This window comes from Peribacillus sp. NPDC094092, assembly GCF_050279365.1.
GTDB lineage: Bacteria > Bacillota > Bacilli > Bacillales > DSM-1321 > Peribacillus.
In genome coordinates, this window is record NZ_JBNNUC010000003.1 from 259,755 (window position 1) to 280,260 (window position 20,506).

Annotated in this window: 15 protein-coding genes; 4 read left to right on the plus strand and 11 right to left on the minus strand. The window is 43.9% G+C overall.

What is annotated here, in order from left to right; translation table 11 throughout:
• Positions 1-322: 322 nt before the first annotated feature.
• The 4 genes from uvrA to ACQKNS_RS16970 form a co-directional block, all read right to left on the minus strand.
• The gene (gene uvrA / locus ACQKNS_RS16955) at positions 323-3,202 is read right to left on the minus strand and encodes an excinuclease ABC subunit UvrA (RefSeq protein WP_427644498.1); all 2,880 of its coding nucleotides are present in this window, start codon (positions 3,200-3,202) and stop codon (positions 323-325) included.
• A gap of 6 nt (positions 3,203-3,208) precedes the next feature.
• On the minus strand, positions 3,209-5,194 hold the full coding sequence (gene uvrB / locus ACQKNS_RS16960) for an excinuclease ABC subunit UvrB (RefSeq protein ID WP_427644499.1): 1,986 nt from the start codon (positions 5,192-5,194) through the stop codon (positions 3,209-3,211).
• A gap of 218 nt (positions 5,195-5,412) precedes the next feature.
• Complete coding sequence (locus ACQKNS_RS16965; protein WP_034309928.1) at positions 5,413-5,643, minus strand: CsbA family protein; 231 nt, start codon at positions 5,641-5,643, stop codon at positions 5,413-5,415.
• A gap of 191 nt (positions 5,644-5,834) precedes the next feature.
• Positions 5,835-7,412, minus strand: coding sequence for a catalase (locus tag ACQKNS_RS16970; RefSeq protein WP_427644500.1), 1,578 nt, complete (start codon positions 7,410-7,412; stop codon positions 5,835-5,837).
• Positions 7,413-7,697: 285 nt separating this feature from the next.
• Here ACQKNS_RS16970 and ACQKNS_RS16975 point away from each other — a divergent pair, with 285 nt between their 5' ends.
• Both ACQKNS_RS16975 and ACQKNS_RS16980 read left to right on the plus strand, forming a co-directional pair.
• Positions 7,698-9,920 (plus strand): MMPL family transporter, encoded by a 2,223-nt coding sequence (locus ACQKNS_RS16975; protein ID WP_427644501.1) that lies wholly within the window; start codon positions 7,698-7,700, stop codon positions 9,918-9,920.
• A gap of 447 nt (positions 9,921-10,367) precedes the next feature.
• On the plus strand, positions 10,368-10,901 hold the full coding sequence (locus ACQKNS_RS16980) for a YceI family protein (protein WP_427644502.1): 534 nt from the start codon (positions 10,368-10,370) through the stop codon (positions 10,899-10,901).
• A gap of 102 nt (positions 10,902-11,003) precedes the next feature.
• On the opposite strand, the gene ACQKNS_RS16985 is transcribed toward ACQKNS_RS16980, so the two are convergent.
• Entirely contained in the window at positions 11,004-12,059 is a 1,056-nt protein-coding gene (locus ACQKNS_RS16985) for a FecCD family ABC transporter permease (RefSeq protein ID WP_427644503.1), read from the minus strand.
• Positions 12,056-13,060, minus strand: a complete 1,005-nt coding sequence (locus ACQKNS_RS16990) for a FecCD family ABC transporter permease (RefSeq protein ID WP_427644504.1) — start codon at positions 13,058-13,060, stop codon at positions 12,056-12,058. The genes ACQKNS_RS16985 and ACQKNS_RS16990 overlap by 4 nt, the downstream gene beginning before the upstream one ends.
• A 59-nt stretch (positions 13,061-13,119) precedes the next feature.
• On the opposite strand from ACQKNS_RS16990, the gene ACQKNS_RS16995 reads away from it, so the two are divergent.
• Together ACQKNS_RS16995 and ACQKNS_RS17000 are read left to right on the plus strand one after the other, a co-directional pair.
• A complete protein-coding gene (locus ACQKNS_RS16995; protein WP_339201110.1) occupies positions 13,120-13,248 on the plus strand; it encodes a hypothetical protein in 129 nt (42 codons plus the stop codon).
• Entirely contained in the window at positions 13,241-14,230 is a 990-nt protein-coding gene (locus tag ACQKNS_RS17000) for an ABC transporter substrate-binding protein (protein WP_427644505.1), read from the plus strand. Before ACQKNS_RS16995 ends, ACQKNS_RS17000 begins: the two co-directional genes overlap by 8 nt.
• A 67-nt stretch (positions 14,231-14,297) precedes the next feature.
• Here ACQKNS_RS17000 and ACQKNS_RS17005 read toward each other — a convergent pair whose 3' ends face one another.
• The 5 genes from ACQKNS_RS17005 to ftsE all read right to left on the minus strand — a co-directional run bounded on the left by ACQKNS_RS17005 (position 14,298) and on the right by ftsE (position 20,327).
• A complete protein-coding gene (locus ACQKNS_RS17005; RefSeq protein ID WP_427644506.1) occupies positions 14,298-15,491 on the minus strand; it encodes a PDZ domain-containing protein in 1,194 nt (397 codons plus the stop codon).
• A gap of 213 nt (positions 15,492-15,704) precedes the next feature.
• Positions 15,705-17,129 carry a S41 family peptidase gene (locus ACQKNS_RS17010; protein WP_427644507.1) on the minus strand — a complete coding sequence of 475 codons (1,425 nt, stop codon included), beginning with the start codon at positions 17,127-17,129 and terminating at the stop codon, positions 15,705-15,707.
• A gap of 141 nt (positions 17,130-17,270) precedes the next feature.
• Complete coding sequence (locus ACQKNS_RS17015; protein WP_427644508.1) at positions 17,271-18,662, minus strand: murein hydrolase activator EnvC family protein; 1,392 nt, start codon at positions 18,660-18,662, stop codon at positions 17,271-17,273.
• A gap of 95 nt (positions 18,663-18,757) precedes the next feature.
• Complete coding sequence (gene ftsX, locus ACQKNS_RS17020; protein ID WP_427644509.1) at positions 18,758-19,651, minus strand: permease-like cell division protein FtsX; 894 nt, start codon at positions 19,649-19,651, stop codon at positions 18,758-18,760.
• On the minus strand, positions 19,641-20,327 hold the full coding sequence (gene ftsE / locus ACQKNS_RS17025; protein WP_427644510.1) for a cell division ATP-binding protein FtsE: 687 nt from the start codon (positions 20,325-20,327) through the stop codon (positions 19,641-19,643). The genes ftsX and ftsE overlap by 11 nt, the downstream gene beginning before the upstream one ends.
• Between the last annotated feature and the right edge of the window lie 179 nt (positions 20,328-20,506).

Consider the following 20,506-nt stretch of genomic DNA (forward strand, 5'->3'; position numbering starts at 1 on the left):
GATTAAAAACACACCGTCATTTTTCTACAAAAAAACAAGCCTGATGGCTTGTTCCGGACTGTGGATAGACTTGAAGAAAAAACAGTTTGCCTACAGTTTTTTATAAAAAACCATTTCAATTGATTTCAGTAATCGGCTCCCTTTCCGCCGACTGCCTGCCAAGCCTCCCCGACGCAAGCGCCTGTTAGTCTTGGCTAGCCAGTTATTAGACAGGAGTTTCTCCAATTCCTTCAATCCAATAAGGGTTACAGGAAATTAACATTAAAGATAATCTGGTCTTTCCTTAAAACCGGCTCGGGATGACGTACCGAACCCACATTTTTTATGCATGTTCATGCTGAGTTTCTTTTTCTTCTATCCAATTTTCCATTCGAATTTGATCACGGGTAAGTACAGGTTTTAAGTATTTTCCCGTATATGAATCGGAAACCTCACATATTTTTTCAGGTGTTCCATAAGTGACGATGGTTCCGCCCTTATCTCCGCCTTCCGGTCCCAGGTCAATAATATGGTCCGCCGTCTTGATGACATCCAGATTATGCTCGATCACCAAAACTGTATCCCCATTGTCGACCAGCCTCTGCAGAACCTGGAGCAGCCTTGCTATATCGTGGACATGAAGTCCGGTAGTTGGTTCATCCAAGATATAAAAGGAGCGCCCAGTGGAACGGCGATGCAATTCAGAAGCAAGTTTCACCCTTTGCGCTTCACCGCCTGATAAAGTGGTAGCAGGCTGTCCAAGCTTGATATAACCCAAACCAACATCATAAATCGTTTGCAGCTTCCGTTTGATTTTTGGGATATTTTCAAAGAAACTTACGCCTTCCTCAACGGTCATATCGAGGATGTCGGAAATGTTTTTCCCTTTATACTTCACTTCAAGAGTTTCCCGGTTATAACGTTTCCCATGACAGATTTCACATGGGACATAAACATCTGGAAGGAAATGCATTTCGATTTTGATAATGCCATCACCTCGGCATGCTTCACAGCGGCCGCCCTTCACATTGAAACTGAACCTTCCTTTTTTATACCCGCGGATTTTCGCCTCATTGGTTGAAGCGAATACGTCACGAACATCATCGAATACACCCGTATAGGTAGCTGGATTCGACCTAGGGGTTCTGCCGATCGGTGATTGATCGATATCAATGACTTTATCTAAATGCTCAATCCCCTTTATCTCACGGAAATCGCCTGGTCTGGCTTTTGACCGATTCAGCTTTTGGGCCAACGATTTATGAAGGATCTCATTCACTAATGTACTTTTCCCTGATCCAGAGACTCCTGTTACGGCCGTAAAGACACCCAGCGGGAATTTCACATTTACGTTTTTCAAATTATTTTCCTTGGCACCTTTTATCTCGATGACACGGCCATCATTTTTCCGGCGTTCCAATGGCAATGGGATGAATTTCTTCCCTGCTAAATATTGGCCCGTTAAGGATTTAGGGTTATTCATGACCTCTTCCGGAGTACCAGCGGCCACTATTTCCCCTCCATGCGCTCCTGCTCCAGGACCGACATCGATCAAATAGTCTGCAGCAATCATCGTATCTTCATCATGCTCGACAACAATCAGGGTGTTCCCGATTTCGCGCATATTCTTCAATGTTTCGATCAATCGATCGTTATCCCTCTGATGCAGCCCTATTGAAGGTTCATCCAAAATATAAAGCACACCCGTCAATCGGGAACCGATCTGCGTAGCCAATCGTATACGCTGCGCTTCACCGCCTGATAATGTTCCCGCTGCCCTGCTCAACGTCAAATATTCCAAACCTACATTAGCCAGGAAACCGAGCCGCTCACGAATTTCACGTAAAATCAATCTCGCAATCGCGGCTTCCTTTTCAGTCAAATCAAGCTTATCGAAAAATACTAACGCATCTTCCACTGATAAAGCTGTCGTTTCACTTATATGGACCCCTTGAATGAGCACGGAAAGACTCTCTTTTTTTAATCGATGACCCTTACAGGTCGGGCAGTGATGTTCTGACATATATTTTTGCATCTGCTCGCGAATATAGTCTGAACTCGTCTCCTTGAAGCGCCTTTCGATGTTTCTTAAAACTCCTTCAAAAGAAATATATCCTTCTTGCACTCTTCCAAAATCGTTTTTATAACGGAAATATATCTTATCTTTACCTGAACCAAGCAAGACCTTATCCATCTTCTCTTCCGGTAAATCTTTAACGGGCACATCCATATCTATCCCATAATGGTTGGCTACCGCTTCAAGAAGCTGCGGATAATATTGGGAACTTGTTGGCTCCCATGGCGCAATCGCATGTTGTCGGAAGCTTAATTCGTTATTCGGGATGACCAGATCACGGTCCACCTCAAGCCGCGCCCCCAAGCCATCACAATCCGGGCATGCCCCAAACGGGCTATTGAAGGAGAACATCCTCGGCTCTAACTCATCAATCGAAAATCCGCAGTATGGACAAGCATGATGTTCACTGAACAGAAGCTCTTCTTCACCCATGACGTCAATGATGACTTTGCCTTCGCCAAGCTGCAAAGCACTTTCCAATGAATCTGCGAGCCGCGCCATGATCCCCTCTTTAATGACGATCCGGTCTATGATGACTTCAATTGAATGCTTTTTATTTTTTTCGAGAGTGATCTCCTCACTGAGATCATGCATTTCCCCATTCACACGAACGCGGACATATCCTTGTTTCTTGACTTCCTCCAAAACTTTTGCATGTGTTCCTTTTCTGCCTGAGACAAGCGGTGCCAATACCTGAAGCTTGGTTCGCTCAGGGTAATCAAGAATGCGGTCCACCATTTGCTCAATCGTTTGTGAGGTGATTTCAATATTATGGATCGGACAGGTCGGCCTTCCGACCCGTGCAAATAACAGCCTTAAATAATCATAGATCTCGGTAACAGTCCCTACGGTTGAACGTGGGTTTCGACTGGTCGTTTTCTGGTCTATGGAAATGGCTGGTGACAAACCTTCGATCGCATCGACGTCCGGTTTATCCACTTGGCCTAAGAATTGACGAGCATAAGCGGAAAGTGATTCTACATAACGCCTTTGCCCTTCTGCATAAATCGTATCAAAAGCCAAGGAAGACTTTCCAGATCCGGATAATCCGGTCAGCACAACAAGTTTGTCTCTCGGTATCGTGATATCAATATTCTTTAAATTGTTGGCCCTGGCTCCTTTTATCACAATTTTATCCATTGCCATGTTTCGTCACCCTTCCGCTTTCAACTCTAGTAATAAATCACGCAGCTCGGCAGCCCGCTCGAAATCCAGTGCCTTTGCCGCTTCCTTCATTTCTTTTTCCATGCTCTCCATCACTTTTAAGCGCTCTTTTTTAGGGAGTTTCGCGAGGCTTGGTGCAAGGTCTTCTTTATACTCTTCGCTTTCTTCGGCTACATGAGTCGCCCTTATGGAGTCACGGATATCCTTTTGGATGGTTTGAGGCATTATTCCATGCTCTTCATTAAAACTTTCCTGGATTTCACGGCGCCGCCTCGTTTCATTTATGGCAAGTTCCATCGAATTCGTGATGCGATCTGCATACATGATGACGTGGCCGTTCGCATTACGGGCTGCACGGCCCATCGTTTGAATGAGCGAACGTTCCGAGCGAAGGAACCCTTCCTTATCGGCATCCAGAATGGTCACCAACGACACTTCCGGTATATCCAGGCCTTCCCTTAAAAGATTGATTCCAACGAGTACATCATATTTGCCCATTCGAAGTTCCCGGATGATTTCTATCCTTTCCAAGGTCTTCACTTCCGAATGAAGATATTGGACCTTGATGCCGATTTCCTTTAAATAGTCAGTTAAATCTTCAGACATCTTTTTCGTCAAGGTCGTAATGAGCACACGCTCGTTCTTTTTGATACGCTCCTGTATTTCACCGATCAAGTCATCTATCTGCCCTTCAATCGGCCGCACTTCTACCGTCGGATCCAGCAATCCGGTAGGACGGATGATCTGCTGAACCATTTCTGGCGTATGTTCTAGTTCATATGGTCCCGGAGTTGCCGAAACGAATATGGATTGATGTACCTTTTTCTCAAATTCTTCAAATCTTAGCGGACGGTTATCTTTGGCAGACGGCAGACGGAAGCCATGATCGACGAGCACTTGCTTCCGCGCCTGATCTCCATTGAACATTCCGCGGATTTGTGAAAGGGTTACGTGTGATTCATCCACGACCAATAGGAAGTCCTCTGGAAAGTAATCCATTAAAGTGTATGGTGTCGCACCTGCTGGACGAAGGGTTAAATGGCGGGAATAATTCTCGATCCCTGAACAAAAGCCCATTTCCCGCATCATTTCCAAATCATAACGGGTCCGCTGCTCCAAGCGCTGTGCTTCGAGGAGTTTTTCATCATCCCTTAATTCCTTCAATCGCTCTTCCAGTTCCGTTTCGATATTTTGAATGGCTATCCGCATTTTCTCTTCGCGAGTTACGAAGTGGGAGGCCGGGAAAATCGCGATATGTTCCCGTTCACCGGTAATTTCACCAGTCAGGGCATCCACTTCACGGATACGGTCAATCTCATCCCCGAAAAACTCGACCCGTACGCAATGTTCATCACGTGAAGCCGGGAAAATTTCGACCACGTCGCCGCGAACGCGGAAGGTCCCCCGTTGGAAAGCAATATCATTCCTCTCATATTGAATGTCCACGAGTCTGTGCAGCAAGGCATTCCGGTCTATTTCCATGCCTGTCCGGAGGGAAACAACCATCTCCTTGTACTCTTCAGGGGAACCGAGCCCGTATATGCACGAAACGCTGGCAATGATGATGACATCTTTCCTTTCGAACAGAGAAGAGGTTGCCGAGTGACGCAGTTTATCGATTTCATCATTGATGCTAGCATCTTTTTCGATGAATGTATCCGTGGATGGAACATAAGCCTCTGGCTGGTAGTAATCATAGTAGCTGACGAAGTATTCGACGGCATTATTAGGGAAGAACTCTTTGAACTCACTGTAAAGCTGCCCTGCCAACGTTTTATTGTGGGCAATGACAAGAGTCGGTTTATTGATTCGTTGAATTACATTGGAAACGGTGAACGTTTTCCCTGTCCCCGTTGCCCCCAATAACGTCTGCATTTCCTTGCCTTCCTTAATCCCTTCGACCAGCATGTCAATCGCTGCCGGTTGATCTCCTTGAGGAGAGTATTTTGAGACTAACTCAAACTTATCCTTCACCAAGCATAGCCTCCTATTGAAATATTTTTATATGAAAACGGGACATGCCTATATCCCTTCTATTTATTCCGGTTTAATAAAGCATATATACACATTCTACCACAATAGCCTTAAAACAAACCAGCAATAAGCGAACATCCATTCTATTTTCGTTTTATGGACTTCATGATGCATGGAGGGGGATGACATGTTTGAGTACAAAAAAAGCACCTTTTGTGTCAGGCGCTCTTGGATGTACGTTTCATCATTCTTTTTGATAACCAAAACCCCACTGTCAGGGATAAGGCATCGACGATGATCAATAAATTTGTATGCGTATAACCTTTATATGCGGAAGCTGTAATCAAGGCAACAGTTAAAACAAGGCCCACGACATTGTTATAGGTGACTCTTGAAAACAGCATGACAAGTAGACAGGGAAGGAAAAGGGCAGAAAGAATTTTAATCATTTTTTCATCTCCTTTATTAAGAGAAAAATAGAGTAGTTTCAGTTTAAATGATTATCAAGTTTTTTGCCAATCAATTTCCTACTCGATTTTCAAGGCATCATCAGAAGAGCATCCCACACATCCTCCAATTATGCCCATAAAAAAAAGAGGCAAACCCCTTTAAAGGGAAGTTTGCTTCTTTTTCAGTCCAATCAATATGGATCGGCTTCATGTCCTTTTCTAACGGAGTCCTCAGGGTTATCCGTCCCTCCCAGAGGTTTTGAAGAGTCCGTATGTTCAGAAGCAGAAGCCAGCCCCTCTTTCAATCTGCGGCCATACTCTTCATCGGCCTCCTCGGCAAGGGCTATCATTTTTTCCTGAATGCGCTTGTCGGCAGGAGCCAATGCCGCCACTAAATTGGAAATCAAATCGTCTTTTTCCCAATCCTCGAATTCACGGAATGTTTCCCCGGCCTGTTTCGTATTGTTTTGGCGATCGATCGTTTCACGAACAAGTTTCCCTTCCACCATAGGTGTATACTCCTTGCCCGTCTGCTTGGCCTCTTTCAAGCCGCCGACAGTTGATGGTTCGTAGTTGATGTGAGGGCTTTGGCTGCCTCTGCCAACTTCATATTGCATCTGTCCGCCCGTCTGATTCGTGGCTGTTCGTTTCTTTGGAGCATTAATCGGCAACTGCAGATAATTCGCACCGACACGGTGGCGCTGTGTATCGGAATAAGAGAATGTACGTCCCTGTAACATCTTATCATCAGAAAAGTCCAGTCCATCCACAAGGACACCAGTGCCGAATGCAGCCTGTTCGACTTCAGTGAAATAGTCTTCAGGGTTTTTATTCAATACCATCGTACCGACGTGCAGCCACGGGAACTCATCTTTCGGCCAGATTTTCGTATCATCCAGCGGATCAAAATCCAGCTCAGGATGATCATCATCACTCATGATCTGTACGTTAAGATCCCATTCAGGATAGTCCCCTCGTTCGATCGCTTCATATAGATCCTGTGTGGCATGATTGAAATTCGTAGCTTGAATTTCATTTGCCTCTTGCTGTGTCAGGTTCTTGATCCCTTGTTTCGGTTCCCAATGATACTTGACAAGCACCGCTTTCCCTTCCTCGTTCACCCATTTATAAGTATTGACCCCTGACCCCTGCATCATGCGGTAGTTTGCCGGGATGCCCCATGGGGAAAACACAAAGGTAACCATATGGAATGTTTCAGGCGAACTCGCGCAAAAATCGAAAATCCTCCTTCCGTCCTGAATATTCGTGACCGGATCCGGTTTGAAGGCATGAATCAAATCCGGGAATTTCATTGCATCACGGATAAAGAAAATTTTCAAGTTATTGCCTACAAGGTCCCAGTTGCCATCTTCCGTATAAAATTTAACGGCAAATCCCCTTGGGTCACGTAACGTTTCCGGGGACGTTCCTCCATGAATAACGGATGAAAATCTCACGAATACCGGGGTCTTTTTACCCTCTTCCTGAAAAACCTTCGCTCGCGTATATTTTGAAATCGGCTCGTCCCCCGCTTTGCCGGTCGGAACGAAATATCCATGTGCACCTGCACCGCGGGCATGCACGACCCGCTCAGGGATGCGCTCCCTATCGAAGTGGCTGATCTTTTCCAGGAAATCATAGTTCTCAAGTGTACTAGGACCTCTGTTCCCTACAGTTCTAATACTCTGGTTATTCGTTACCGGGTGACCTTGCCTGTTCGTTAAAGTTTCTTCCGATTCTTCATTTGTTTTTTTGGATTTATCGGACAAAAAAACCCCTCCTCTGTTAATAAATGCCATAACACTACTATACTTTCCCCCATCTCCTATATTTCACTCTTCAATCTTCAAATTTAATTGAAAAAGTTAAATTCCCCCTATATATCGCTGATCATTTGTTTATGCCATTGATAACTGGTGCAAATCATATAATGAAAAGAAAGCCTTTAAGCATTTAGTGGAAACATGGAATGAACACACCCATTTTTGTATAGGGCAACATCGCTCCATTATAATGATCTAAGGATAAAAAATTCAAAAAGCGGGGTGTCTTCATTGGACGAATCAATAATAGGAAGACTTGGCAGGATGATGACCGGAAAAACCAGTCGTTGGGTTGTCATTGCTGTATGGATAATTGCAGCAATCGCATTAACCTTCACATTGCCTGCCGTTAATGATCGAACAGCAAATAATGCTGCAGACTTGCCTGAGGACTCACCTTCTGTCGTGGCTGATGAACTTATTAAAGAAGAGTTTCCAAGATCCTCCGGATTACCCGCCCTCCTTACATGGCATCGGGAAAGCGGACTGACAGAGACCGACTTGGCTGAAATCCAGTACCTTTCCAAAGAACTGTCAGATAACCCATTGACACAGCAATCTTTTTTACCGCCGCTTCATGAAATGCCGTTGCCTGCGCTTCAAAAATCGGTTTCAGAAGATGGAACGACTTTCGTACAGCCGCTTTTCTTTAAGGAAAAGACCGAGACTGAAATTCTCGAAAAAAATCTTGAAAGCATCAATGAAGCAGTTTCGGAACGCATTGGTTCGGACCCTTTCAAGGTCCCGACAGGTTCAGGTGAATTATCCCTTCGAGTGACAGGCCCTGTTGGGATATCCGTCGATGCCACGGGTTTATTTTCAGGTGCTGATTTCAAATTGCTACTAGCGACAGTAATACTTGTACTTGTTGTCTTATTACTCATTTACCGCTCCCCCCTTTTAGCCATCATTCCTCTAATCGGAGTGGGCTTCGCCTATATTGTCACAAGCCCGATTCTTGGATTCATGGCAGATCATGGTTGGATCACAGTCGATTCACAGGCCATCTCAATCATGACCGTATTATTATTCGGTGCCGGAACGGATTATTGTCTATTTTTAATCTCTCACTACAGAAGTGAATTAAGGAATCATGAAAGCAAACGGAGAGCCATGATCGCCGCATTTAAAGATTCATCAGGCGCCATTGCGATGAGCGGACTTACGATCGTCATCTCCCTGCTAACATTGCTTGTAGCCAAATACGGAGCCTACCACCGTTTCGCTGTACCATTCAGCTTATCCATTTTAATCATGATGCTGGCAGCTTTAACACTTGTACCGGCATTGCTTTCTGTATTCGGAAGGGCTTCCTTCTTCCCGATCGTTCCGCGTACACCTGAAATGGAGGAAGCACGTGCTAAGAAAAAGGGGAAAGCCGTCAAAAAGCATAAAGAAGGCCGCATCGGTAAATGGATTGGTCATATCGTCACGACCAAGCCATGGACTGTCATTCTTACATGCCTGATCATCTTCTGTGTTTTAGCTGGATATTCTTCACAAATAAAATATTCATATGATATTCTCTCTTCCTTCCCTGAAGATATGAATTCCCGTGAAGGCTATTCCGTCATCTCCGACTCGTACTCACCGGGCGAACTGGCACCAGCCACAGTGGTTATCGATACGGATGGTGAAGATATCGATTTAGCGCCGGCATTGGAAAGGATGAATATTGTTGAAAGTGTTGCAGATCCAGTCACAAGTAAATCCAATCAAGATCTGCAATCTTATGAGGTCACATTCAGCTTGAATCCATATGCCATCGAGGCCATTGATTCCATTCCGGAAATACGTAAAATGGCGGAGAGAGAAATGAAGTCCGCCAATATATCTTCCGCTGATGAAAAAGTTTGGATTGGCGGGCAAACTGCGACGCAATTCGATAAAAGGGATATTGTAAAATCCGATGAATTCATGATCATCCCGATCATCATTGTCCTGATTTCCTTGCTCCTCTTAGCCTACTTGCGATCTGTGACAGCCATGGTGTATTTAATGGGGACAGTCATTCTCTCATTCTTTTCAGCAATGGGCTTAGGTTGGATAATCCTGCACTATTTCATGGGTGTCGATGCCATAGAAGGGTCCATTCCACTTTATTCTTTCGTATTCCTGGTTGCACTTGGAGAGGATTATAACATTTTCATGGTTTCTAGCATTTGGCGTAAGAAAGAAACGATGCCAATCAAGCAGGCCATCAGAAAAGGCGTTGCCGAAACTAGCGGTGTCATCACTTCCGCCGGAATAATCTTGGCCGCCACTTTTTCCGTTCTAGCCACACTTCCGATCCAAGTATTGGTTCAATTTGGTCTCATTACCGCTCTTGGAGTGTTAATGGACACATTCATTGTGCGCCCGTTCCTTGTTCCTGCCATCACCGCCCTACTTGGCCGCCATGCTTTTTGGCCGAGTAAAGTGACCAATCAAGAAGAGAAGGAACATGCCAATTAATAAAGGCAATGAAAAAACCCTGTGCCCCATAAATGCACAGGGTTTGAGTTTGTAGACAAAAGGGTTTTACCTAAAATTCCAAAACCAAGTTGATTGGAACGGAAGGTGCGAGACTCCTGCGGGAAAACGCGTCGAGGGGAGACCCCGCAGGCGCAAGGCGCCGAGGAGGCTCCCGGACCGCCCGCGGAAAGCGAGTGCCTGGAGTGGAAATCGACGTTCGAGGTTTTATAAACCTTCATAAAAACTGAGACAAACTTGATTTTCATCGAGTTTATCTACAGTCTGAAAAACCCTGTGCCCCATAAATGCACAGGGTTTTTCATGTTTTCAAAATTAAGGAAAAATTCCAGTTGACACTTTTGCTTTTACCTCATATAATTACATTAAGTTAAGATATCTCAAATTAAAGATATATAAATTCAAGATTAATAATCAGGAGGAATAAACATGACAAATACAAAATGGACAGTCGATCCGACTCACAGTGCTATTGAATTTTCCGTAAAACATATGATGATCGCCAAAGTAAAAGGCAGCTTTAATAAGTTCGAAGCAAACATTCTAGCAAACCCATTGGACCTAACAACTGCGGAAATCGATTTTACCGTTGATGTTGCCAGTATCGACACACGCAATGCAGACCGGGATAATCACCTGCGTTCCGCTGACTTCTTTGATGTAGAAAACAATCCTACTTTAACATTCAAATCAACAAAAATCGTGAAAACGGATGATGATGAATACGATGTAACCGGAAATGTGACGCTTAATGGAATCACACAAGAAGAAACGTTCAACATCACCTTCGAAGGCCAAGGAAAAGACCCATGGGGAAATGAAAAAGCGGGATTTAGCGGCAAAGGGAAAGTCAAACGCAGTGATTATGGTCTAACCTATAACGCGGCATTAGAAACAGGCGGCGTACTGATCGGCGATCAAATCACCCTTACCATTGAAATCGAAGTAGCTAAAGAGGCTTAATGAAAAGTCCGCAATTTCTCTAGATTTGGCAAAGTATATTTGTCTACAATCAGAAGCAGCAGCCATCCCTGGGATGGCTGCTGCTTTCTACATTTACCGGAATTACGAATTCCTCGTTTTATATAGTAAATAAATGAAGTATGGTGCCCCGATGCTCGCTGTGAAGACACCAGCCGGTATTTCCAAAGGTGAGAATAAGGTCCGTCCAATCAAATCCGCCACCATAACCAGGATGCCACCAAGCAAAGCTGAAGTGGGCAGTAACACTCCAAAACTCGAACCAACCAGCCTTCTGGCCATGTGGGGTGCCATTAACCCCACAAATCCTATTCCGCCGGCAAATGCCGTGGAACCACCAATCAAGGCCGTACTGATCATCAGTAATGCAAACCGCTGTTTTTGGACATGGCCCCCAAGCCCCGTTGCAAGGTCATCGCCTAGCTCCTGTAAATTAATATTCCTGGCATACAGGAATGCGATCAACAGGAATAGAATCGTCCATGGTGCCAGTACAGCGATATTATTCCAGGTGGAGTTAGACACTGACCCCGTGATCCAAAGGTTGGCCTGGCTCGCTTGATAGACAGGGCCAAGAATCATCATCATCGTAGTGAGTGCCTTCATTAAAGCCATCACCCCAATCCCGATCAACACAAGCCTTATCGGGGGAACTCCATTTTTCCAAGCTAATGAATAAACAAGAAAGGCCACGACCGTCGCCCCGATGAATGCCGCTAGCGGCAGCCAATTGATGCTCACTGTCAAAGAATGATTCTTATCGCTAAAAATGGCCAGGAATCCAACGACCGCTACAGTCGCTCCCCCTGTTATCCCCAAGATATCAGGCGAAGCAAGTGGATTTCGAATCATCCCTTGAAGGATTCCCCCAGCTACTGCAAGGCCCATCCCTACCAACAGAGCAACAATTATTCTAGGCAGGCGGAAAGATTGGATAATAAGCCGATCGCTCTCCGTCCCCCCTCCGAAAAAGACCTGGAGGACACTTAGCGGATTTATATTCATTTCACCCACTCCAGTACTGATCACGAACACTAGTGAAGTGACTAAAAATAATACGAAAATCACGATCATGGCTTTTTTATCCATCAAGAAGGATATTTTTTCATTAAATAAACGAAAGCTCTTATATGACTTCATCGACCGCTGAACCCCTTTCTGGCAATATAAATAAAGAATGGGGTCCCGATAATGGCTGTCATAACTCCAACCGGAACTTCTCGCGGCATCAGGATATACCTGGATATGACATCGGCCGCAATCAAAAGCACCGCCCCGAAAAGTCCAGAGAAGGGAATCAACCAGCGATGATCAATGCCTACTATAGAACGGGTAAGATGAGGAACGACGATTCCTATAAAGCCAATCGGACCCGCAACCGCCACTGATCCGCCAGCAAGCAGGATGATTGCCAGCCCCAGGACCAGTTTAAGGAAAACTATATTCAGTCCAAGGCCTTTCGCAACATCTTCACCCATTGATAACACATTCATTTTGCCGGACATGATCAACGCAAGGCCCCATCCTAGGACAAGATAAGGCAGGACGGCAACTAAATTGTCTAGACTTCTACCGGAAACCGATCCGGCAAGCCAGAAAAGGACTTGCTCCAAAAGAGCCTCATTAGAAACTAGAAGTCCTTGGGTAAGTGAAGCCACCATGGCCGTCATGGCTGCACCAGCCAATGTCAGCTTCATCGGTGTCAAGCCGCCGCGTCCCATGCTTCCAATCATATATATGCTTATCGCGGCTATGGCCGCCCCTATGAACGACAGCCATGTGAATACTTGAAGATTGCTTATCCCAAACACGGTGACCCCAGTGACAACCGCCAACCCCGCCCCGGCGTTGACCCCGAAGATATCTGGAGAGGCCAGTGGGTTTTTAGTTAGCGTTTGCATCAAAACCCCCGAGATGGCTAAACTTGCACCAATTGCCGAAGCAATCAGGGCACGCGGAAGTCTGACTGATTGAATGACAATATGTTCATTCGTCCCATTGAAATGGGTAAAAGCATCGATGGCCATTTTCCAGGTTGTATCGGTATATCCGTAAACAATGCTTGAGCACATTAAAAACAGCAGCAAAAGAATGGTAATGAAAAGCCCCATCCATTTCTGCCATGTATATTTTAATAACATATCAAGTTACCTTTCCAATCACGTTTGTATAGTAATATTTTACTGGTGGTAACGGGATTATGTCAACGAATTTGAGAATCATTTTCATTTATATATTGACAGAAAAGTATATTCATTTTATGATGATGCTGTTAAGTGCGAATGATTATCATTTGCTGAAAAATTGGGAGGGGTACATAGATGTTTAGATTCAAGTCATTATTAACGATTTTCACAATATTTGCAGTCTTCCTTCTAGCAGCTTGCGGGAATTCGGATGATAAAGCCGAAGGAAATAAAGCTGAAGACAAGAAAGAGGATAAGAGCTACACAATAGAGCATGCCATGGGCACTGCCGAATTGAAAGAAACGCCTAAAAGAGTGGTCGTTCTAACAAATGAAGGTACAGAAGCATTGCTCGCTTTAGGAATTAAACCTGTTGGTGCCGTTCAATCATGGCTCGGTGACCCTTGGTACGACCATATTAAAGATGATATGGATGGGGTCGAAGTTGTTGGTGTTGAACATGAAGTTAACTTAGAAAAAATCGCATCACTGAAGCCTGACTTGATTATCGGAAGCAAGATACGCCAAGAGGCTGTTTATGATAAATTAAATGCGATCGCCCCTACCGTTTTCTCGGAAACGCTAAGAGGAGATTGGAAAGAAAACTTTAAACTATATGCAAAAGCCTTGAACCTTGAAGAAAAAGGTAACGATGTAATTGCGGAATTCGATAAAAACACAGAAGATCTTAAAGCTAAATTGGGTGATAAAGTAAATCAAGAAGTTTCCATTGTTCGTTTCATGGCTGGAACTACTCGTATTTATTACACAGATTCATTCTCTGGTGTGATTTTCGATCAATTAGGATTTAAGCGTGTAGAACAACAGAAGGAACTTTTCACTGCAGATAATAAATTAGGTAACCTTGCCATTGAAGTTGGGAAGGAAGTCATCCCTAAAATGGACGGAGATATTCTCTTCTACTTCACTTACGCTCCTGAAGGGGACAAACAAGCCCTAAGCACAGCAAAAGAATGGACGAATGATCCACTTTGGAAAAACCTTGATGCAGTCAAAAATGGAAATGCCCATGAGGTTAGCGACGCAACATGGAATACAGCTGGCGGAGTAATAGCAGCTAATAAAATGCTGGAAGATATAGAAAAGATCATGCTTGAAAAGTAATATTTTGAAAAAGGCCTTTCTCGATATATTCGGGAAAGGCCTTTTATTTACTACTTTTATTGTGTCTTTAACCCACTTGTCCGCTTTCCTTTAATTGATCGTCTACGAACAAGATGCCCAATTCGTAATGCTCCCCGTCAAAAAGGGCTCTTTGCACAAATCTGATCTGTTCATTATTATCGATGACCTCAAGCTTGCAATGTGCCCGGTTTATTTGGAGCGCCCTGTATAACTCTTCTTCTTCCCTGACGACGACCCCATTTATTTTCGAAATGACCTCGCCTTTTTGCAATCCCATTTTATCTGCCGGAGATTGAGGGATAACGCCTAAGATCTGGACACCCAGCTTACTTTTCGAAAAATAAAAAGGAAGCTTTTTATCCATTGCCTTTTGGGTATAGTGCAGGAATTCACGACCAAGGATTGCTAAAACAGCCGTAATGATTGCCAATGGAGGGAACCAGTAGCCAATTGCAGCCAATAGCGTAATCACGATTCCCAATGCTCCTACCTTTTTGCCTTGGGCCCTAATGGCCAGTTCCGGAAGCGTCCCATGAACTTTTTGATTAAAGCCAATTAAAATGGGCAGTACGATCGGCGATAGGGACATATCCCCGATTGAAAAAACCGGATACCATTCGAAAGGCACTGGAAGTTGTCCTCCAGGAATCATGACGAACATGGGAATTAGCCAGATTCGCTGTGAAACATACACACCTATCGGCTGCCCCCTCTTGGATACCTCCAACTGAGGAGAGACCTTTTCACTTCCATTGCCAGCAATCAAAAACCCTTCAGCAATCAGTAATAACCCCATCAAAATAACAAGTGTCGGATATACGGACCGATCCAGCTGATTAAAGGCATCCTGTAATAAAGTCAGCTGGATATCACTATCATATAAAAAGAAAAGGATAAAGAAGGTGAATCCCACTGTATAAACGGGGGAAACAAACCTCTTTTTCATGGATAGCATGGACAAAACCGTAACCACTGTCATGATGGACAGAGCCGCCAAAGGAATGGCTAGTCCAGTAGCCAGCGTGAGGAAGGAGAGGATCAATCCCCATATCAATCCTTGAGGTAACATGGAACGCAGCTCCATGGAAAAACCGTAAATCTTCGTATTGAAATCATGGCGTTCCCGTTTAACGCGAAGATAGCCGATGAATAAACAATAGGCAATCGAAACATAAAGCAAAGGATGAAGGAAGATTTTCCCTAATCCCATTAAGCATGCAATCAGCCAATCCGTTGTCAATTTCTTTCCACCATCCTCAAAAGTAATCAAAATTTTGTCAAATTTCGTTCTGGTCAGTTACCTCCTATTCTATCAAAAATGTAACCTTCATGCCTATTAAGATGCAGAAAAAGTAGCTTTATCTTAAGTTTTCCCCATACTGCCTTCATGTTCGCAGGCAGGGCTCGATTAATGCAAAAGAGGCACCGCTCCAAGGGGAACGGTGCCATCAATTTATTTCACTAAATAATTCAAAGCCGTGCGTAACTGAATATCATTATCTTCATCTTGGATCTTATCCAGAATGGCGGATTCCAGATGTGCTGCGGTTTTAGCGTCCAGCTTACCAGTCACTTCCAGTCCAAATTGTTTTTGGAATGCCTTTACTGCAATTTCTGTACTCCAATCATAATATCCATCCTCACGACCCGGTTCAAATCCGAGTCCTTTCAGAATGCTTTGGGCATACTGGATTTGTTCATCGTTCATATCCCGCTGCAACACCTTCTCAATGGCCAGCTGATGTGCACCAAAATAATCCGGTTGTTTCACTTTGATTGTCGGTTCGATCCCTTTTTTATGGATCCAGTTCCCGGAAGGCGTCAGCCACTTATATAACGTAAGTTTAATCTTACTGCCATCACCCATTGGTACAGCCTGCTGTACAGTGCCTTTCCCGAAGGTCTTCTCACCGACCAATGGATAGCCTCCCGCCTCTTGCATCGCGCCAGCCAGGATTTCCGAAGCTGAGGCACTGCCTTTATCCGTCAAGACGGCAATGGGATAACCTTTCGCTTTCTTAAGGCTTGTAAAAAACGATTGTGTTTCTCCCGTTCTTTCCGCGATTTGCAAATAGGGTTTGTCCTTCGTGATAAACTCGCCAAGAATCGTTTCCACACTGGAAAGAAGGCCGCCCGGATTGCCGCGTACATCTATGACCAAACCCTTGATTCCCTTCTTTTCAAGCTCCTTCAATTGCTTTTTGAAATCAGTCGCAGTATTTTCCGAGAATGTGGTCAACTCGATATAACCGATTTGTTCTCCGGTGACTTCCTTAATGGATGAAAATACAGTATCCAACGGGATTTCGGCTCGCACCATATTGAATTCCAGAGGATTGTCCACCCCGGCCCTCTTTATTTCCATTTTGACGGGTGATCCTTTTTCGCCACGGATTTTCAGGCGTGTCTCATACAGATCCAAACCTTCCACACTCTCCCCATTCACTTTAAGAATTTGATCTTTCGGCTTTAATCCCGCTTTTTCTGCAGGGGAATCTTTGTAAGGAGAAACAATGATGACCTTACCATCTTCCATTCCGATTTCAGTCCCAATCCCTTCAAAAGAGGAGTCCAGGGTTTCATTGAATTGCTTAGCGGTCTCCTTGTCCATATATACGGAATAAGGATCTTTCAACGCTGACAGCATGCCTTGGATGGCACCCTCGACCAGTTTGGAACCTTCCACCTGTTCTACATACTGACTTACGATCAAACCGTAAGCTTGTTCAACTTTTGCCCATTCCTTATCCTTCGATATTTCTTGGCTTTCATCCTTTGCTTCATTCTTGGCCGGCAGGCTTGTCCAATATATGCCCCCCACTGCTCCAATGGCTAGTGACATGATGATTGCTAGAGGAAGTACCCATTTTTTGACCATATTTATCCCCATTTCTGACCTGATATGTATTTCACTATATGAGGGGAGTGGAAAGAATATGCTTATAGATAAAAGTGATACAACACGAAAAAACAGACAAGGAATTTATCCTTGTCTGTTTTTCCGTTAATATATTGGGTATTAATTAGGTATATAGTTTAATGGATTAACAGCATTTGACTTACTATAATTCCATGGGCCTTTATGTAGTTCAAAGTGTAAATGCTGACCGAATGAATGTCCTGTGTTACCCATGATGCCAACTTGTTGACCTTTGGCAACTACAGCTCCTTCGCCTACTTGTCTGGAGCTTAAGTGTGCATACACGGTAGTCCATTGCTGACCGCCGATTGAATGTGTAACGAAGACGACATTACCGTATGAACTGGAGAAGTAAGAACGGCTTACGACCCCGTCTGCTGCCGCTACAACTGGAACCGTTCCGCTAGCGGCGATATCGATGCCGGCATGCTGTTTATTCCAGCGTTCACCCATTGTTGATGATACATATCCTGCACTTGGTCTAGTGAAAGTACCAGATGATACAGCTGGCGCTTGACTTACATTAGACGAAGATTGTGAAGATGATGATGAGCTGTTGCTTTTTGCACTATATCCTGAAGATGTGGATTGTTTTTTAGTCTCGGATGCTTGTGATGCTTGAGAAGCTGCTTGTGCTGCCGCTTGCGCTGCTTCTTGCTCTGCACGTTTCTTCGCTTCGGCTGCCGCTTTTTTACGGGCTGCTTCCAATTCGGCAAGACGTTGATGCTCTAAGCTGATGGCAGATTTGATCGCTTTTTCTTGAGCGGCAAGATTCGCTTTCTCTTCCTCTAGACCCATCTTCTCGTCTTCATGCTTTTTAGTTTGTTGCTTTAATTTCTTAACCAAAGCATCCTTTTCTTGCTTCTGCTGCTTTTGCTGCTTTTGAATTTCCAATAGTTCAGCTTTTGCCACTTCTAAACTGGCTAGCTTCGTTTCTACAGCTTGTTGCTTTTCTTCCAGATCCTTTTTATCCAGCTCATGCTGCTTTAAGATATCGCGGTCGGCTTCTGCGATTGTCGCTACAGCTCCGACACGGTCAACTAAATCCCCAAAACTGGATGATCCGAATAGTACTTCAAGGTAGTTCACGTCCCCGCCAGTCTCCTGGAAAGAAAGGGCCCTTTCCTTCAATACTTCATTACGCTTGGCGATCCGCTCTTTTAATACTTTAATCTCTTCTTTCAATGCCTCGATTTCTTTTTTCGTTTGAGTAATTTCAGCATTTTTGGCATCGATCTTTTTTGCGGACTCGGCAATTTTCGCTTCAAGGGCAGCGATTTGGTCTTCTGCTGTCATTTGCTTATCCTGCAGGTTATCGATTTTCTTTTCCGTTTCGGAAATATTCGATTCAACACCCGAACGTTTTTCCTGGATGGATTCTTTCTGTTTTTCTAAATTCGAAATCGATTCAGCATAAACCGAAGGTGCCGCTAGAATGCTTCCCAACCCGATCATGATGGAGGCATTCATGGCGATGATATTTTTTTTCAACGTTTCATTTCCCCTTTCAACCCGTTACATCCGTGCCTTGTAACGTCTCTCTATTTATGTCTGGCTTCTTTTGGCTTTCGAGTAAAGGTATACTTTTATACTTTCAAGAACTTCCTGACGGACATCAAGCTGCCCCATATCCCGATAACGGCACCAATGACGATGAGGATGGCCGAAACTTGATAAATAAATGGATTTGCAGGCAGGAAATCTATGAATTTGAACGTGATCTGCGGTGCTGCATATTTATATAGATTGTAGTAGAGTACGGAAATCAGACCTATCGGAATGATGGAACCGAGGACCCCCAACCAGAGACCTTCCAAGAAGAATGGCCAGCGGATGAATGTATTCGTCGCCCCTACCAACCTCATGATCTCAATTTCTTTTCTTCTTGCCACAATGGTAATTTTAATCGTATTCGAAATCAGGAACATTGCAGTGAATAGTAAACCTACAATAAGAACGATCCCTATGTTTCTAGCAATATCAACAAAGCTGAATAGTTTCTCTACGTAGCCTTGTCCATATTTAACACTTTGGATATACTCCAAACCTTCGATCTGTTTTGCCACCTTGATGACATCTTGCGGGGATTTCGTTTTGATGACATAAACGTCCCTTAATGGATTATCCTGTTCAAATGGTTTGAACGCATCACCATTATCTCCTAAATCATCTATTAAATTAGTAAGCTCTTCATCTTTCGGAGAGAAAATCACTGATTCAATACCGTTCATCTCCGTTATTTGCTTACCGATAGCTTTTATATCGTCATCATTCGCCGCATTATCAATATGTGCCCGAACTTCGACATCTTTCTCCACATTTCCCGCGATATGATTTAAATTCATCATGAGCACTAAAAAGACGCCAACCAAAGTTAGAGTGACCGTTACTGCACTGACTGAAGCAAACGTCATCCATCCATTACGGCCAATATTTTTAAAACTTTCACGGAAGTGACGGAGCAATGTTCTAAATTTCATATCCGTAATCACCTCGATGTTCATCGCGAACTATTTTTCCGCTTTCAATGGCAATGACACGTCGTTTAATGTTGTTGACGATGTCCCTATTATGAGTGGCCATGACAAGCGTAGTTCCACGTTTATTAATTTCTTCAAATATGTTCATGATTTCCCATGATGTTTCGGGGTCAAGATTACCTGTAGGCTCGTCAGCTATGACTACCTTAGGGTCATTGACGATCGAACGGGCTATTGCAACCCTTTGCTGCTCCCCACCGGATAACTCGGAAGGCAGCATCCTCGCTTTATGTTTAATGCCAACCAGATCGAGAACATCCATGACTCTCTTTTTGATTTCTTCTGGTTCCTTTTCAATAACTTCCATGGCAAAAGCTACATTTTCATATGCAGTGAATGTTTGAAGGAGTTTAAAATCTTGGAATACCATACCGATATTACGGCGGAATAGAGGAACTTTCGAATTGCGGATACTTGGAAGGCTGAGGCCATTGACCAAGATATTACCGCTTGTAGGCTTTTCTTCCCTATACATCATTTTGATGAAGGTCGATTTTCCGGCACCGCTCGGACCCACTACATAAACGAATTCGCCTGCCTTTATTTTCACATTGATTCCATTAATGGCAATTACGCCATTTGGATATGTCTTTTTCACATCTATCATTTCTATCATTCTAAAACCACCTAATTTGCTTGGATTATCACTATGTACCAAAAGCTTTTTCGACAATTTTCACTGAAATTTGACAAGAATCTCTCTTACTTGAGCACAGAAACATTATAACATCATATTTTGTCAAATTAAGCATAAAAAATATTACAGTTTCATTTCAGTTAGACATATATCAACAT